The 15,069-nt window shown below is 63.7% G+C and carries 16 protein-coding genes; 9 read left to right on the top strand and 7 right to left on the bottom strand.

The genetic code is table 11. The features are described from left to right. Window positions 1-87: 87 nt before the first annotated feature. Entirely contained in the window at window positions 88-1,050 is a 963-nt protein-coding gene (locus OOZ51_RS03640; protein ID WP_265977549.1) for a heme o synthase, read from the top strand. A gap of 239 nt (window positions 1,051-1,289) precedes the next feature. Here the strand turns inward: OOZ51_RS03640 and OOZ51_RS03635 are convergent, their stop codons facing one another. Genes OOZ51_RS03635 through OOZ51_RS03625 form a run of 3 tightly spaced genes read right to left on the bottom strand, consistent with a single transcriptional unit; the run spans window position 1,290 to window position 4,027 of the window. Continuing rightward, the gene (locus OOZ51_RS03635) at window positions 1,290-2,234 is read right to left on the bottom strand and encodes a COX15/CtaA family protein (protein ID WP_265977548.1); all 945 of its coding nucleotides are present in this window, start codon (window positions 2,232-2,234) and stop codon (window positions 1,290-1,292) included. A 54-nt stretch (window positions 2,235-2,288) separates the two neighbouring features. Beyond that, on the bottom strand, window positions 2,289-3,065 hold the full coding sequence (locus OOZ51_RS03630; RefSeq protein ID WP_265977547.1) for an ABC transporter permease: 777 nt from the start codon (window positions 3,063-3,065) through the stop codon (window positions 2,289-2,291). Continuing rightward, window positions 3,062-4,027 (bottom strand): ABC transporter ATP-binding protein, encoded by a 966-nt coding sequence (locus OOZ51_RS03625; RefSeq protein ID WP_265977546.1) that lies wholly within the window; start codon window positions 4,025-4,027, stop codon window positions 3,062-3,064. Before OOZ51_RS03625 ends, OOZ51_RS03630 begins: the two co-directional genes overlap by 4 nt. Window positions 4,028-4,183: 156 nt before the next feature. Between OOZ51_RS03625 and OOZ51_RS03620 the strand changes: the two genes are divergently transcribed. The 8 genes from OOZ51_RS03620 to OOZ51_RS03585 all read left to right on the top strand — a co-directional run bounded on the left by OOZ51_RS03620 (window position 4,184) and on the right by OOZ51_RS03585 (window position 12,083). Then, the gene (locus OOZ51_RS03620) at window positions 4,184-4,951 is read left to right on the top strand and encodes a helix-turn-helix transcriptional regulator (protein ID WP_265977545.1); all 768 of its coding nucleotides are present in this window, start codon (window positions 4,184-4,186) and stop codon (window positions 4,949-4,951) included. Between the two features lie 11 nt (window positions 4,952-4,962). Next, entirely contained in the window at window positions 4,963-6,438 is a 1,476-nt protein-coding gene (sufB, locus tag OOZ51_RS03615; RefSeq protein WP_265977544.1) for a Fe-S cluster assembly protein SufB, read from the top strand. A gap of 2 nt (window positions 6,439-6,440) precedes the next feature. After that, entirely contained in the window at window positions 6,441-7,757 is a 1,317-nt protein-coding gene (gene sufD, locus OOZ51_RS03610) for a Fe-S cluster assembly protein SufD (protein WP_265977542.1), read from the top strand. 26 nt (window positions 7,758-7,783) lie between these two features. Further along, window positions 7,784-8,140 (top strand): non-heme iron oxygenase ferredoxin subunit, encoded by a 357-nt coding sequence (locus OOZ51_RS03605; RefSeq protein WP_184735328.1) that lies wholly within the window; start codon window positions 7,784-7,786, stop codon window positions 8,138-8,140. Between the two features lie 38 nt (window positions 8,141-8,178). After that, a complete protein-coding gene (gene sufC / locus OOZ51_RS03600) occupies window positions 8,179-8,973 on the top strand; it encodes a Fe-S cluster assembly ATPase SufC (protein WP_265977540.1) in 795 nt (264 codons plus the stop codon). Between the two features lie 14 nt (window positions 8,974-8,987). Further along, window positions 8,988-9,320 carry a metal-sulfur cluster assembly factor gene (locus tag OOZ51_RS03595; protein WP_234749426.1) on the top strand — a complete coding sequence of 111 codons (333 nt, stop codon included), beginning with the start codon at window positions 8,988-8,990 and terminating at the stop codon, window positions 9,318-9,320. A 143-nt stretch (window positions 9,321-9,463) separates the two neighbouring features. Continuing rightward, window positions 9,464-10,873: a class I adenylate-forming enzyme family protein gene (locus OOZ51_RS03590; protein ID WP_265977538.1), complete on the top strand. Its 1,410-nt coding sequence runs from the start codon at window positions 9,464-9,466 to the stop codon at window positions 10,871-10,873. A 13-nt stretch (window positions 10,874-10,886) separates the two neighbouring features. After that, window positions 10,887-12,083 (top strand): thiolase family protein, encoded by a 1,197-nt coding sequence (locus OOZ51_RS03585; RefSeq protein ID WP_265977537.1) that lies wholly within the window; start codon window positions 10,887-10,889, stop codon window positions 12,081-12,083. Here OOZ51_RS03585 and OOZ51_RS03580 read toward each other — a convergent pair. From OOZ51_RS03580 to OOZ51_RS03565, 4 genes are all read right to left on the bottom strand, one after another. Then, window positions 12,080-12,703: an energy-coupling factor transporter transmembrane component T family protein gene (locus OOZ51_RS03580; protein ID WP_265977536.1), complete on the bottom strand. Its 624-nt coding sequence runs from the start codon at window positions 12,701-12,703 to the stop codon at window positions 12,080-12,082. The genes OOZ51_RS03585 and OOZ51_RS03580 overlap by 4 nt on opposite strands. Further along, window positions 12,700-13,431 (bottom strand): energy-coupling factor ABC transporter ATP-binding protein, encoded by a 732-nt coding sequence (locus OOZ51_RS03575; protein WP_265977535.1) that lies wholly within the window; start codon window positions 13,429-13,431, stop codon window positions 12,700-12,702. Before OOZ51_RS03575 ends, OOZ51_RS03580 begins: the two co-directional genes overlap by 4 nt. A gap of 18 nt (window positions 13,432-13,449) precedes the next feature. Beyond that, window positions 13,450-14,064 (bottom strand): biotin transporter BioY, encoded by a 615-nt coding sequence (locus OOZ51_RS03570; protein WP_265977534.1) that lies wholly within the window; start codon window positions 14,062-14,064, stop codon window positions 13,450-13,452. 157 nt (window positions 14,065-14,221) lie between these two features. After that, window positions 14,222-14,998 carry a YrzE family protein gene (locus tag OOZ51_RS03565; RefSeq protein ID WP_265977533.1) on the bottom strand — a complete coding sequence of 259 codons (777 nt, stop codon included), beginning with the start codon at window positions 14,996-14,998 and terminating at the stop codon, window positions 14,222-14,224. Between the last annotated feature and the right edge of the window lie 71 nt (window positions 14,999-15,069).

Raw genomic sequence — 15,069 nt, 5'->3', positions numbered from 1 at the left:
AATCCACTTTTGGACCTGCGCCCCGGTTTTTGAGGTACCCGGATGAACTGGCGCCGCCGCTGCGAGAACACCAGAGCAAAGAACAGAGTGACTGCCAACGTGAGCACAACAGATACGCCCCTCAAGGCTTCCCCGGCTGCGGGGAAGCGTGGAATATCCCGCAAGTTCAAGGCGTATCTGGCACTGACCAAGCCCCGCGTGATCGAGTTGCTGCTGGTCAGCACCCTGCCCACCATGATCTTCGCCGAGCGCGGCTTCCCCTCCATCGGATTGATTGTCGCCACGCTGGTGGGTGGCGCGTTCGCCGCCGGCAGTGCGGGGGTCTTCAACTGTTACATCGACCGTGACATTGACAAGCTGATGCACCGCACGGAAAAGCGGCCCCTTGTAACGGGCGAAGTCACTCCCCGCGAAGCGCTTGTCTTCGCTTGGATCCTTGGGGCTGCCTCGATCGCCATCCTGTGGTTCGGGGCCAACCCGCTTTCGGCATGGCTTGGCCTTGGTGCGATTGTTTTCTATGTTGTCATCTACACGATGATCCTCAAGCGCCGGACGGCGCAGAACATCGTGTGGGGCGGAGCTGCAGGGTGCTTCCCGGTGCTTATCGCCTGGGCCGCGGTGACGAACACTGTTGAGTGGCCCGCCGTCGTGCTCTTCATGGTGATCTTCCTGTGGACTCCTCCGCACTACTGGCCGCTGTCCATGAGGTACGGCGAGGACTACCGCAACGCCAACGTCCCCATGCTCGGTGCCATCGCCGGCGCCAAGGTGGTGTCCGTCCAGGTGGTTCTCTACGCGTGGGCCATGGTTGTGTGCTCGCTGCTTTTGGTGCCGGTTGGCCGCGCAGGCTGGGTGTACACCATCGCCGCCGTCCTCGCGGGCGCCTGGTTCCTGTATGAATCCCATGCCCTTTATAACCGGGCCCAGGGTGGCGACGTATCGAACAAGGGAGCCATGAAGGTCTTCCACGGCTCCATCAGCTACCTGACCCTGCTCTTCATTGCCCTCGCCGTGGACCCGTTCATCGGTTCCCCGATCATCGGCGGCTGACGCACCCGGTCGCCCCGGCCCCCGGTCGCCCCACCGCCGGTCGCCGTCGTCGAGGTCGCGGTCGTCGCAGGACGCTCGCTCACGTATGGGCGCCCTTTCCCGAACGCTCGCCCACCTTTAAGGGCAAAAGCCGAAACCCTCCTGCACCTTTTGCGGCAAGAGAAAGACCTTCCTTCACATCAGATGTGAAGGAAGGTCCTCCTTTTGGCCAAGCTGCCAGGCGACCAACCGCCCGGGGGTTAGCCCTTCGGGCTGAACCGGGCCACATCCGCCGCGTTCGTGGCCGCACTCATCAGGAGGGCGGCGCCCAACATGTGGGCGCCTACCAGGAGGGCGGGAATGCCGTTGTAGTACTGCGTGAAGCCGATGATTGCCTGAAGCACTGTCATGCCGAGCAGGAGGAACGTCGCCGTGCGGAACAGGCCGGTGATTCCCTTGCGCAGGACGAAGTAGACGGCGAAGACGGCCCCTGCCGTGATGAGGTACGCCGGCACTGCGTGGATATGCGAGAAGAGGTCCCAGTCGAGATCGTTGCGCGGTGCGTTGGCGTCGCCAGCGTGGGGGCCGGCGCCAGTGACTACGACGCCCAGGCACACGGCAACTGCCGAGAAGAACGCGACGGCGGTCATGACGGGGCTCATTGCGCCCGGAATCGGTGCCAACGGCCGGTTCATGAAGCGTCCGGTACGGCCATAGGCGCGGTTGACCAGCAGAGTGGAGAAGACAACCAGGGCCATGGAAACCAGGAAATGCAGTCCGACAACCCAGGGGTTCAGATTGGACAGCACGGTGATGCCGCCGATGACGGCCTGTGCCGGAATGCTGGCGAGCAGGCCTACGGCCAGCAGGAAAAGGTCGCGACGTTCCTTGCGAAGGTTCCACAAGTACACCAGCATCAGGACGGCGACGGCCGCCAGCGCGAACGTCAGCATACGATTGCCGAATTCGATGAAGCCGTGGATGCCCATCTCCGGTGTATTCACAAGGGAACCGCTGGTACAGCGCGGCCATGTCGGGCAGCCGAGCCCTGAGGATGTCAGCCGGACCGCGCCGCCGGTGACCACCAGGACCACCTGGCCGATCAGCGACAACATCGCCAGCCTGCGGATGGTGCTATTGACCTCCGTGGGGAGCTTGGCGGTCAGCTGCTGGATGGACCTCGGGAGGCGGGAAGCCGTGCTCACAGTTTTCTCAATTCTCGGTACTCAATTCACGCTGACGGTTCGGTTCCATAACGCCTAGTTCCACTTGAACCAGCGGACCGCGGCCGCCCCGGGAACAACCGTCCACAACAACAGCACGAGGACGTAGGGCAAGGAAACGTTGCCATGCAGGAAAGCGTCCCGGAGCGACTGCCCCAAGGCCCCCGAGGGCAGGAAGTGCACGATGTTCTGTGCCAGGTCCGGCAAGCGCTCGGCAGGAACCACGATTCCGCCGAGGGCGCCCAGCAGAATCCAGAGCAGGTTCGTGATGGCGAGGGTTGCCTCCGGCCGCACGGTTCCGGCAACCAGGAGCCCGAGCGCAGTGAAGGCTGCAGCACCGAGGACCAGCAGGCCCAGGCCGGGAAGCCAACCTTCGGGACGCGGATGCCAGCCCAGTAACGCGGCCACGGCGCCGATCACCAGGACCTGGAGAACCAGGACGGCCAAGACGGCGATGATCTTGCCAGCGATGAGGCCCGTCCGGCCCAGGGGAGTGGTGGAGAGGAAGCGGAGCACGCCGTAGCGGCGGTCGAAGCCGGTGGCAATGCCCTGGCCGGTGAATGCCGTGGACATGGCACACAGTGCGAGAACGCCCGGGGTCGCGATGTCCACCCGATTGGCGCCCAAGCCATCGAGCAGCGGTGTGACGGTCAGTCCCACCAATGCCAGCAAGGGCATGATCACCGCGAGGATCAGCTGTTCGCCGTTCCGGATCATGGTCAAGGTTTCATAGCGGCCTTGCAGCAGGATCCTGCGCATCAAGGGTGCCGGTCCGGCATGGGGTGTGTTGAGCACGGGGGTTCCGCCGGTCATCGGATGTCCCTTCCGGATATGTCCAGGAAAACGTCTTCCAAACTGCGCGCCTCCAAGCGAAGGGACGCCGGCATGATGCCCTTTTCCGCCCACCAGGCCGTGAGTTTCGCCAGGTGTTCCGGAGTGAGCGTTCCGGCGATCGCGTAACTGCCGGCCCTGCTTTCAGTGATGGTCAGTTCGTTACCGATGGCCGCTGCAATGTCGAGACCGGCGGGAGCATCAAAGAAAAGTGTGCGTTCGGTGACCCCGTCCATGGCTTCGTGGCCGTGGCTTAGCAAGTCGGCGACGGTGCCCTCCGCAACGTTGCGTCCGGCGTCGATGATGTACACGTAGTCCGCAAGCCTCTGGGCATCGTCCATGAGGTGTGTGGTGAGGATGATGCCCATGCCCGCATCCCGCAGTTCGGCGATGAGTTCAAACACGACTTGGCGGGACTGCGGATCCAGTCCCGCGCTGGGCTCGTCGAGGAACAGGACTTCGGGATTGCCGATCAGGGCCGCTGCAAGAGACAGCCGTTGCTTCTGTCCTCCGGACAGGCGGCGGACGCCGGTGCGGCTGAAGGTGTCGATGCCCAGCCGTTCTATGATGCCGTCCAAGGGAAGGGGGCTTTGGTACATGCCGGCAATGTGCCGGAGCAAGGGGATGGGGCGGGCCGACGGCGGCAGGCCCCCGTCCTGCAGCATCACGCCCACGCGCGAACGAAGGTTCGCTCCGGCAGTGTCCGGGTCCTCGCCAAGCAGATCGATGCGGCCGCCCGTACGCTTTTGAAGGCCTTGCGCACATTCGAGGGTGGTTGTTTTGCCCGCGCCATTGGCGCCCAGCAACGCAGTGATCTGGCCGCGTTCTGCAAACATTGACAGTCCGCTGACCACCCGGAGCATCTTGCCGTCAAGGGAAGCCAGCGGGCCGACGTCCTTGATGAGTCCATCGATGGTGAGGACAGGGGATTCGGGGGATCGCACCAAAGTATTCTACGTGAAGTAGTAGGGGTGCCGCGGGCGAGGGTCTCGCAGGCCAGCCTTGCCTTACTGGATGCGTGGACTAAATTACGACATGATTGTGTTGTGTATTCCATGAGGAGTTCTGTTTCTGTGCCTGCAATGCGACAAAGCACAGTCATGCCTATGCCCGGCGACACCGCCGTAGGTGTGGCTGATGCGGAAGACCGCACCAGAGACCGTGTTCTCAACGCAGTGTTGGAGCACGGCCCCGTCAGCGCGGCCGAACTCGGCGACATGTTGGGTTTCACCCCCGCGGCTGTCCGCCGGCACCTGGACCACCTTCAGCGCGCCGGGGTCATCGAGGTGAAACGCGTCGCGAAGGCAGGGGCTGGCGCGGGCCGCCCCGCCCGTCGCTATGTCCTCAGCTCCCAGGGCCAGTCGAAGCTCGGAGATGACTACCTTAATATTGCCAGTTCCGCGCTGCGGCGCCTGCGGGACCTTGCGGGCGAACAGGCTGTCAGGGACTACGCGGTAGAGCGCTTTGCCGAGATGGAACTGCGCTACGCTCCCGAAGTTGAGCGCGCAGGATCCGATATCGCAGCGCGTGCTTTGGCGCTGTCCAAGGCGCTAAGCCGGGACGGCTACGTTGCATCGGCTGCCTCGGTTGAGACCAAGGCACCCCTGCCGGCTTCTCTCTCCAGTGTCCAGTTATGCCAGGGACACTGCCCCATCCAGCAACTCGCCGCCGAATTTCCCGTTTTTTGCGACACGGAGACTGAACTGTTTTCCCGTTTGGTCGGCGTCGATGTCCGCAGGCTCTCCACCCTCGCGCAGGGCGGACACGTCTGCACAACCCACATTCCTACCGGCAGGCCAGCCGCTAAGGAGGCCCTCGGGTTTCCCAAGCTGCGGGCCACGCCCCATGTCGAATCCAACTATCAGTAAGAAAGGCCGTGATGACGGGTCAATTAGCTGAAGGAACAGCAGAGAAAGCGCTAGCTGACGGTGCTGTGATCTCGGAGATTCTGGAGAAGAATCCCGAGCTGCACGGTATTGGTAACTACGAGTACGGATGGGCTGACAAGAACGACGTCGGCGCCAACGCACGCCGTGGTCTCAACGAAGAGGTAGTCCGCGACATTTCGGCCAAGAAGAGCGAGCCGCAATGGATGCTGGACCTGCGCCTGAAGGGCTTGAAGTACTTCGACCGCAAGCCCATGCCCACATGGGGTGCGGACCTCTCGGGCATCGACTTCGACAACATCAAGTACTTCGTACGCTCCACGGAGAAGCAGGCTGCCACGTGGGAAGACCTCCCCGAGGACATCCGCAACACCTACGAGAAGCTGGGTATCCCGGAAGCTGAGCGCAGCCGCCTCGTGTCCGGCGTGGCCGCGCAGTACGAGTCCGAGGTGGTGTACCACCAGATCCGTGAGGACCTGGAGCAGCAGGGCGTCATCTTCCTTGACACCGACACCGCGCTTCGCGAGCACCCGGAGATCTTCCAGGAGTACTTCGGCACCATCATTCCCGTGGGCGACAACAAGTTCGCTTCGCTGAACACGGCCGTGTGGTCCGGCGGTTCCTTCGTGTACGTCCCCAAGGGCGTCCACGTGGACATTCCGCTCCAGGCCTACTTCCGCATCAACACGGAAAACATGGGCCAGTTCGAGCGCACCCTGATCATTGCGGACGAGGACTCTTACGTCCACTACATCGAAGGCTGCACTGCTCCGATCTACACTTCGGACTCGCTGCACTCCGCAGTAGTGGAAATCATCGTGAAGAAGGGCGCCCGCGTCCGTTACACGACCATCCAGAACTGGTCCACCAACGTGTACAACCTGGTCACCAAGCGCGCCATCTGCGAAGAAGGCGCCACCATGGAATGGATCGATGGCAACATCGGCTCCAAGGTGACCATGAAGTACCCGGCTGTCTACCTGGTTGGCGAGCACGCCAAGGGTGAGACCCTGTCCATCGCCTTCGCAGGCGAGGGCCAGCACCAGGACACCGGCTCCAAGATGGTCCACATCGCGCCGAACACCAAGAGCTCCATCATCTCCAAGTCCGTGGCCCGCGGCGGCGGTCGTGCAGCATACCGCGGCCTGGTCCAGGTCCGCGAAGGTGCCAAGCACTCCGCCAACACCGTGCGTTGCGATGCCTTGTTGGTTGACACCATTTCCCGTTCCGACACCTATCCGTACATCGACATCCGCGAGGATGACGTGGTGATGGGTCACGAGGCCACCGTTTCCCGAGTCAGTGAGGAACAGCTCTTCTATCTGATGTCACGCGGTATGCCCGAGGACGAGGCCATGGCCATGATCGTGCGCGGCTTCATTGAGCCGATTGCCCGTGAGTTGCCCATGGAATACGCCCTTGAACTCAACCGCCTGATTGAACTGCAGATGGAAGGATCCGTCGGTTAGCAATGACTGAAATCACTACTGAAAAGGCTCGCATCGGCGCGCCATCGGCACAGCCATTTATCAACGGTTTCACCGAGGAGGGCGAGAACCTCTCGCCGGTCAACACTGGAACCAACACCTCCACGACGTCGGAACAGGCGCCTTCGGCCGGTCCGCTTGCCGGAGCCTCGGCCAAGAGCCACTCCCACGGTGGCGGCGTCGGTGTTCCGGACAGTTCGCGCGCAGGTCGACTGACCTCGTACAAGCTGGCTGACTTCAAGCCCCTCACCGGCCTGGAAGAAGACTGGCGCTTCACCCCGCTCAAACGGCTTCGCGGTCTTCATAACGAGGTTCTGTCCGGTTCGGCACCGTCTGTGGCTGTTACGGCCCCGGACGGCGTCGTCGTCGAAACCGTGGGCCGGGAAGACCGCCGCATCGGTTTGGCGGCCATCCCGGAGGACCGCGTGTCCGCCAACGCTTGGGAGAACTTCACCGAGGCCACCGTCATCACGGTGCCCGCCGAACTCCAGCTCGACGGCGAAGTGTCCGTCCTGCTTACCGGCACCTCCACTGAAGCTTCCGCCCAGCACATCGTGATCGTGGCAGAGCGCTTCTCCAAGGCCCGGATCGTCCTGGACCACCAGGGCAGCGCGATCGTTTCGGAGAACGTCGAAATCCTCGTCGAAGACGGTGCCGACCTGACGGTCATCTCCCTCCAGGAATGGAACGACGACGCCGTTCACGCCTCTTCGCAGCAGGCCAAGCTGGGCCGTGACGCCAAGTTCAAGCACATCGTGGTCAGCCTCGGCGGCGACGTCGTGCGCATGACTCCGTCCACGCGCTTCACTGGGCCGGGCGCGGAAGCCGAGATGTTCGGCTTGTACTTCGCCGACGCCGGCCAGCACCTCGAGCAGCGCCTGTTTGTTGACCACGCCGTAGCCAACTGCAAGTCCCGCGTGCTGTACAAGGGTGCCCTGCAGGGCCGCAACGCACACACCGTGTGGGTGGGCGACGTCCTGATCCGTAAGGAAGCAGAAGGCACCGACTCTTACGAGGCCAACCGCAACCTGGTCCTCACGGACGGTGCACGCGCGGACTCCGTGCCGAACCTGGAAATCGAAACCGGCCTGATCGAGGGTGCCGGCCACGCCAGCGCCACCGGCCGCTTCGATGACGAACACTTGTTCTACCTCATGGCACGCGGCATCCCTGAAGACGTAGCGCGCCGTTTGGTGGTCCGTGGCTTCCTCAATGAGATCATCCAGCAGATCAAGGTACCGGCACTCGAAGAGCGCCTCACCGAAGCTGTTGAGCGCGAGCTCGCCGCGAGCGACAACTAATACAATCCAAGCAGGGAAAACAGACTATGAGCGAACAGCCACAAGGCGAACTGGTATGCAACGCCAATGAGATCCAGGTCAAGCAGGCGCTGCGAATCCTGATCGATGACTACCCCGTGGCCATCGTCAAGGACTCGATGGGACAGATCCATGCCATCGGCGACACCTGCTCGCACGCGGACATTTCGCTCGCCGAGGGTGAAATCGAAGGCTGCGCAATCGAATGCTGGGGCCACGGCTCCCAGTTCGATCTCCGCACCGGACAGCCCTTGCAGCTCCCTGCCTATGACCCCGTCCCCGTCTTCGCCGTCACCCTCGACGGTGACGATGTCTACGTGGACGTGACCAACGTTGTGAACGGCGCCTCAGTACAGAACTACTGAGCGCCAAGTGCCTAAAGACTTACGAAAGAAAGAAGAGCATGTCTACTCTTGAGATCAAGGACCTGCACGTCAGCATCGAGACGGAGCAGGGCACCAAAGAGATCCTGAAGGGCGTCAGCCTGACCATCAAGACCGGCGAGACCCACGCAATCATGGGCCCCAACGGTTCGGGCAAGTCCACCCTGGCGTCCACCATTGCCGGCCACCCGCGCTACAACGTCACCAGGGGCACCATCACGCTCGACGGCGAAGACGTCCTGGCCATGAGCGTTGACCAGCGCGCCCGTGCAGGCGTCTTCCTGGCCATGCAGTACCCCGTAGAGGTTCCGGGTGTCACCATGACCAACTTCCTGCGCACCGCCAAAACGGCAATCGATGGCGTAGCACCTGCCCTCCGCACCTGGACCAAGGACGTCAAGGCAGCCATGCAGCTGCTGCGCATCGACGCCGACTTCGCACAGCGCAACGTCAACGAGGGGTTCTCCGGCGGCGAGAAGAAGCGCGTGGAGATCCTCCAGCTCGAACTCTTCAAGCCGAAGTTCGCCGTGCTTGACGAGACCGACTCCGGCTTGGACGTCGACGCGCTCAAGGTCGTCTCCGAGGGCGTCAACCGCGCCCACGCCACGGGCAACATGGGTACCTTGCTCATCACCCACTACACCCGAATCCTGCGCTACATCAAGCCGGACTTCGTCCACGTGTTTGTTGATGGCCAGGTTGTCGAGGAGGGCGGCCCTGAATTGGCCGACCGCCTCGAAGAAGAAGGCTACGACCGTTACGCCACGGGCGCCGGCGCAGCCACCATTGCTGCTGCCGCAGCAGCACAGGCCTAGTTAGGACTCCCGCCATGACCGAAATCAACGCGGCTCGCACCAGCCTCGAGGACGTCGAGGAGGCGCTCAAGGATGTCATTGACCCGGAACTCGGTGTCAACGTGGTGGACCTTGGGCTGCTCTACGGTCTGAAGTACTCGGAGGACGACGGCGCGCTGCTCATCGACATGACGTTGACCACCGCAGCTTGTCCGCTGACGGATGTCCTTGAAGAGCAGGTCGGCCAGTCCCTCGACGGTATCGTCGACGACTGGCGCCTCAACTGGGTATGGATGCCGCCATGGGGTCCCGAGCGGATCACCGACGACGGCAAGGACCAGATGCGGGCCCTCGGCTTCAACATCTAAGTCCCCACCGCCTCCTTGGAGTACGACGACGGCCGGTCACCTTCCAGCGAAGGTGGCCGGCCCTCGCCGTGCCCAGCGGGTTCCCGCCGAACGACTAGCGTCACAGAGAGCCGCCGACCCGCGGCAGGGGCTAAAATTCGATGATGCCTTTTCTGGACAAACTTCAGCTCTGGGCCGATGACCGCCCTGACGACACCGCCGTCGTCGTTGGCGGCAAACGGCTCAACTGGGCTGACCTTCGGGATGCCGCAATCTTGCGCCTGGGGGAGACGGCCGCGACGACGATACTCGCCGAGCCCAATTCCCTGGACTTCGTGGTGGCGTACACGGCCGCGGTGGCCGGCGGGCGGCGCTGCGCCGTGCTCGACCCGTTGTGGCCGCAAGCCATGATCGATGAGGTCACCCAGAGGATTGGAGAATCCGGGCCCGCCACCGGCCCCCTGCCCGCCATAGGCGACGAGCTGTCCGACGGCCATGGGGACACCACGTTCCTGATCGGCCTGACGTCCGGAACCACGTCCGTTCCCAAGGCCTTCACCCGTTCACGGCGTTCGTGGCAGGTTTCGTTTGATGCCTCCATCGAATTCTTCGGGCTCACACCGGAGGACAGGACCCTCGCGCCCGGGCCGCTGGCCGCGAGCCTGAACCTGTACGCCCTTTCGGAATGCCTGTATGCGGGGGCCGCCTTCCACACCTTGGAGACCTTCGACGTCGGCGATACCCACGCAGCCATCAGTTATGACGGCGTCACCCGACTGGTCCTCGTGCCCACTATGCTGCGGCTGCTGAGCGAGCGTGGACTGGCGGGAGGCGTGGACGCATCGGGGGTGCGAAGCATCATCTGCGCGGGCTCGAAGCTGGACGCCCGCACCCTTGAGGCTGCCAGGCGGTGGGCGCCCAATGCGGCGATTTTCGAGTATTACGGTGCGTCCGAGCTCAGTTTCGTTTCCGGAACGCGCCTTGCTGCCGGGAAACCGCTCGACGTCGGCGGCACGGGAATCGGCGGACCGTTTCCCGCCGTCGAACTCAAGATACTGGACGACGAAGGCGCGGAGCGGCCCGAAGGGGCCGACGGGAACATCTGCGTCCGCTCCGGCATGGTCAGCAATGGGTATCTTTGGGGTGACGATGGCCAGGCGCTGCGCTGCTTTGACGGTTGGTACACGGTGGGAGATCAAGGCTATGTGGACTCCGGTGTCCTGCATATCCTCGGCCGTCGGTCCGACATGATCATCACCTCCGGGAGGAACGTCTATCCCCATGAGGTGGAGCTTGCCTTGGCATCGGTCCCAGGGGTCTCGGCGGCGGTCGCGGCCGGAATGCTGGACGAAGTCCGAGGCCAGAAAGTTGTCGCAGGCATCGTGCCCGCTTACGGTTCCGTGACGGCAACCCAAGTCAAGACGGGTCTGGATGGTTTGCTCGCCCGGGACAAGCGACCCCAGCGGTATTTCACGCTGTCCGAATTGCCCGTGACCGACCGCGGTAAGGTCAGCCGCCGGATGTTGCTCGACTGGATTGAGAACAACGATCCGCGGGCGAAACCCCTTGCCTAGCCGCGAGCCCGGCATGGGTTTGGACCCTTCGCGCCAACCAGTGATCATTGCCGCCCTGCGTACACCTATTTGCCGGGCCAACGGACAGCTGAAGTCGCTTCGCGCAGAGGAACTCCTCTCTCCTGTCCTCCGCTCACTCCTGACAGCCATTGGTGTTGCCGGTTCGGACGTCAGTGACGTGGTGATCGGGAATGCGGTGGGCGGGGGCGGAAACCTGGCCCGGTATGCCGCATTGCACGCGGGACTGCCCGTGGGGGTCCCCGGACTGACGGTGGACCGTCAGTGCGGTTCCGGGCTCGACGCCATTGTCCTGGCGTCCCGGCTCGTGGCCGCGGGCGGCAATGGCGTCTTCCTGGCCGGGGGAGTGGAGAGCATCAGTACTGCCCCGCTGCGCGCCAGGCGAAACCAGGGCCCCGACGGCGAGCCGGACTTCTACACCCGGGCCACCTTTGTGCCGCCCGAGTTCGGGGACCCGGACATGGGCGTGGCCGCCGAGAACGTGGCACTCGACTGCGGCATCAGCCGCGAACAACAGGACGAGTTCGCCCTGCGGAGTCACCAGCGGGCGGTCGCGGCCGTTGCCGCGGGTGCGTTCGCCCCGGAAATTGTTCCCCTGGAATCAGGGGGCGCCGTGGTGCAGGCGGATGACGGACCCCGCCCATCCCTGACGGCCGGACTCATGGCCCGCTTCCCGCCGGCATTCGTACCGGGCGGCACCGTGACAGCCGGAAACTCGTGCTTCGACGCGGACGCGGCCTCCGCCGTCGTTATCACTTCACTGGAGCGGGCACGGGAAATTGGTGCCGCCGACGGCTTACTCGTTCTGGGCTGCGACACCGCAGGCGTGGACCCTGAACTGCTGGGCATCGGAGCTTCAGTGGCGGCCCAGCGCTTGCTGGCCGAGCTTGATTTTGGGCCTGGGGACCTGGACCTCGTGGAATTCAACGAGGCGTTCGCTTCGCAGACCCTCGCTTGCCTTGACGCGTTGGGCGTAGACCCGGCACGGGCGAACCTCGACGGCGGAGCGCTGGCCTTGGGACATGCCTATGGTGCGTCGGGGGCTGTCCTGGTGACGCGGCTACTGGCCCAGGCCCGCAGGATTGCCGAAGCGCAGCCGGGCCGGGAGAGCCTGGCGCTGGCGATGATCAGCATCGCAGGTGGAATGGGCACGGCAGCAATGTTCCAGTACTCGCAGCTACAGCGCGATTAGTCTTCGGCGTCGCCAAGGCCGCGCGCGGCCAAGGCGTCGCCGGTCTGCCGCGCATAGGCAACCGTGGTGATGAAAACCGGCAAGACCAAGGCACGGGGATTGCGTTCAAGGCCACGCGCCCGGGCCGAGTCGCGGACATTCGAGAATGCGCCGGCAATGAATGGAAGGCTGCGCAGCATGATGGCGATGGTCAGCGCGAAGCGCTCAGGGTCCGCCCCGAAACGCTGGAAGGGCTTGGACAGGGCAACCACTCCGTCCAGCAATGCCTGCACGGGAGTCGTGACCGTAAGTACCGACGCCGCAACGACGCAGACAAGCACATTGAGTACGATCCGCGCGGCAACGGGTCCGCCCAGCTGCCACCATTGGAAGGCGCCGATCGCTAGGAGGATGGGCGTCACGAGCCACACGGAGCGCGCGAGCCGTTTGAGTCCCGCGCCGCTCAGGAGGAAAAGTCCGCACATCACTGCAAGGACGGCTGCCGAGATAAGCCAGTCCACGATCAGGAACGATGCAAGACCGCAGCCGGCAACCGAGAGAAATTTGAGCCACAGGGGAGTGCGGTGCATGATCGAGTCGCCGCGCACGTAGTTGGGGATCAGGACCCCGTGGCCCCTCACGTCGCTTGCACCTTGCCTTGAGTGGATTCAGGGGCGCAAAGCGCGCGGTAGTGCTCGACGGCGTCGGCTGCTCCGCCGTCGAACACTATCCGTCCGCCGTCCACCACCAGGGCGCGCTCCGCTTCCAGCGCGAGGTCGAGATCGTGGGTGGACATGATGATTTGCTGCTCGAGGCCCGCAAGCGTGCGCCGGAGCAACTCCCGATTGCGGAGGTCCAGCAGCGTTGATGGCTCATCGAGAACCAGGACAGCAGGATTCACCGCGAGAACGGCGGCGAGGGCAAGCAGCTGCCGTTCTCCCCCGGAGAGTTCGTAGATGCTCTGATCGGCGAGTTTCAGGAGGCCGAACCGGTCCAGGACAGCTTCAGCCCGGGCCGCACGCTCCTTGGAATTCTTGATGGAACGCCGCAATGACAGTTCAACGTCTTCCCGGCCCGTCGGCATGACAAGCTGCGACAAAGGATCGGTGAAGACGAAACCCACTTGGCTGCGGACGTGGCGAACGTCTCCCATGCTGTCCGCACCGTTGACGGTGACGGTACCTTCGCTGGGAGCCACCAAGCCGTTGAGCAAGCGCAGCAGGGTGGACTTTCCCGAGCCGTTGGCCCCGATGACCGCGACGCGTTGCTCTGTGAGCTCCAACGAGACGTCCTGCAGCAAAGTCTTGGGCGCGGGGCCGTCATCGACGGCTACGCGGACCGCGACTTCGCTGAGAATGATGGTGTTCATGTCCTGATTGTTCCCGCTCTATTTGACGCGGCGGACCAGGATGTCCGGGAAGGCCTTGTGGAGCGAGACGGCGATGATCGCAGCAAGGACGTTCTTGATGGTGTCGCCGGGGTAGTACGGCAGGTCGGCGAGGAATGCCTTGGCGAAGTCGAACTTGCCATTGACCATGAAGCCAAGCACTCCGAGGCCGTGGATGAGGACGATGGTGCTGATCATCGCAGCGGCAAACAGGAAGACGGCGCGGTGCTTGACGGTCTTGCGGATCACGATCGCCGCCAACCAGCCGGCGGCGGCCGCCGCCAAGGGAAACGCAATGATGTAGCCGGCCGACGGCGTTGCCAGGATACCCAGCCCGCTCCGGCCCCCGCTAAAGATCGGCAGTCCTGCGAAACCGAGCAGGGTGTAAAGCCCGACGGCGGCAAAGGCCCGCCCGCCGCCGAGCACGAGGCCAGTCAGGATGACAGTGAGGGTCTGCAAGGTGATCGGCACGCCCAGGGCGCCGACCGGAATGCCTGGAATCAGCGTTGAGGCGGCCACGAGGGCCGCGAATACCGCGATGAGGCCGATGTCCGTGGACGTCCAGCGGGTTCGGGGTGAGGTTTGTCGCGTGGATGCGGTTTCGGTGCTGCTCATGGTGTGTCCTGTCTGGTTCCGGGGCAGAGGGAATCCCCTGAAACCGACACTACAGAGCAGCTCGGCACGGCATTTTGTAGGGTGTCCACGAGCAGCACAGCAAGGCCTTGGGGTCAAGGTACAAAGAGCGCGCTGTTGGCGGCCGGAGCCGCCTTGGCTAAGCCTCGACGTCCTCTTCCGTTGGGGTGAAACCGGCGCGGTCCACCCGGCGGTGGTAATGCATGCCGGCCAGTCCGCCGAGTGCCGCGGCGATGAGGGTCACTGCTGCCACTACGAGGGCGGCGATGATGCCGATGGTGCTCAGCTGTCCCTCATTCACCGGAATCCTCGGGAAACTGTTGACGGTGGCGAGGATATTGAACCGCGGTCCGGCGAACAAGCCCAGCAACGCCACCAGCACGGCGACGATAATTGCCCAAAACCAGACCATGAACCCTTGCCTGATGCCGTTGAACCGGGCCATGCGTCCGGCAACGTAGCCGCCGCAATAATAGGAGAGGAACAGGATCACCAGGAGCGCGATGATCCCCGCAACGCCGACGGGCTGCGATGACCCTAGATTCACCGCATCACTGACATTCGCGTTGTTCGCGAGTCCGACAGCGATCCCCGCCGCCGCCACGAGGGCGACCAGCAGCACGGCCATACCCGTGGCGGTCAGCCAGCCGAAGAAGGCCGAGCCGATCTTGATTCCGCCGAACTGCTCCTTTTCGCGGGCGACGACGGTCTCACGGGTGGCGGCGCGTGGGTCTGAGGCGGGGGGAACCACGGGATAGCTGCTCGTGTTGTCGACGTAGCCGTCGTCAGCGTAGCCGGGGCCATTTCCATGTGCACCGTCCACCCGGTCCCGCCGTGGTTCGACGGCGTCCGGGATTCCATCCTGGCCGCGGTCACCTCGGACGTGCTTGCCATCGGATCCTGTTGCACTGCTCATCGAGAGCCTCCCTCGCAATCGTCCTACCTTCACCTAACCACGCGTCGAAAATAGTAGCAAGGGTACTTACT

This window comes from Arthrobacter rhizophilus, from assembly GCF_026241105.1.
Classification (GTDB): domain Bacteria; phylum Actinomycetota; class Actinomycetes; order Actinomycetales; family Micrococcaceae; genus Arthrobacter.
This window is presented reverse-complemented; position numbering and strand designations above follow the sequence as displayed.

Coding starts and splice junctions, on each gene's coding strand:
- OOZ51_RS03595 (WP_234749426.1), top strand. CDS start 8,988: ATGACCGAAATCAACGCGGCTCGCACCAGCCTCGAGGACGTCGAGGAG.
- OOZ51_RS03590 (WP_265977538.1), top strand. CDS start 9,464: ATGCCTTTTCTGGACAAACTTCAGCTCTGGGCCGATGACCGCCCTGAC.
- OOZ51_RS03620 (WP_265977545.1), top strand. CDS start 4,184: ATGCCTATGCCCGGCGACACCGCCGTAGGTGTGGCTGATGCGGAAGAC.
- OOZ51_RS03565 (WP_265977533.1), bottom strand. CDS start 14,998: ATGAGCAGTGCAACAGGATCCGATGGCAAGCACGTCCGAGGTGACCGC.
- OOZ51_RS03605 (WP_184735328.1), top strand. CDS start 7,784: ATGAGCGAACAGCCACAAGGCGAACTGGTATGCAACGCCAATGAGATC.
- sufB (WP_265977544.1), top strand. CDS start 4,963: ATGACGGGTCAATTAGCTGAAGGAACAGCAGAGAAAGCGCTAGCTGAC.
- OOZ51_RS03575 (WP_265977535.1), bottom strand. CDS start 13,431: ATGAACACCATCATTCTCAGCGAAGTCGCGGTCCGCGTAGCCGTCGAT.
- OOZ51_RS03585 (WP_265977537.1), top strand. CDS start 10,887: ATGGGTTTGGACCCTTCGCGCCAACCAGTGATCATTGCCGCCCTGCGT.
- OOZ51_RS03570 (WP_265977534.1), bottom strand. CDS start 14,064: ATGAGCAGCACCGAAACCGCATCCACGCGACAAACCTCACCCCGAACC.
- sufD (WP_265977542.1), top strand. CDS start 6,441: ATGACTGAAATCACTACTGAAAAGGCTCGCATCGGCGCGCCATCGGCA.
- OOZ51_RS03630 (WP_265977547.1), bottom strand. CDS start 3,065: ATGACCGGCGGAACCCCCGTGCTCAACACACCCCATGCCGGACCGGCA.
- sufC (WP_265977540.1), top strand. CDS start 8,179: ATGTCTACTCTTGAGATCAAGGACCTGCACGTCAGCATCGAGACGGAG.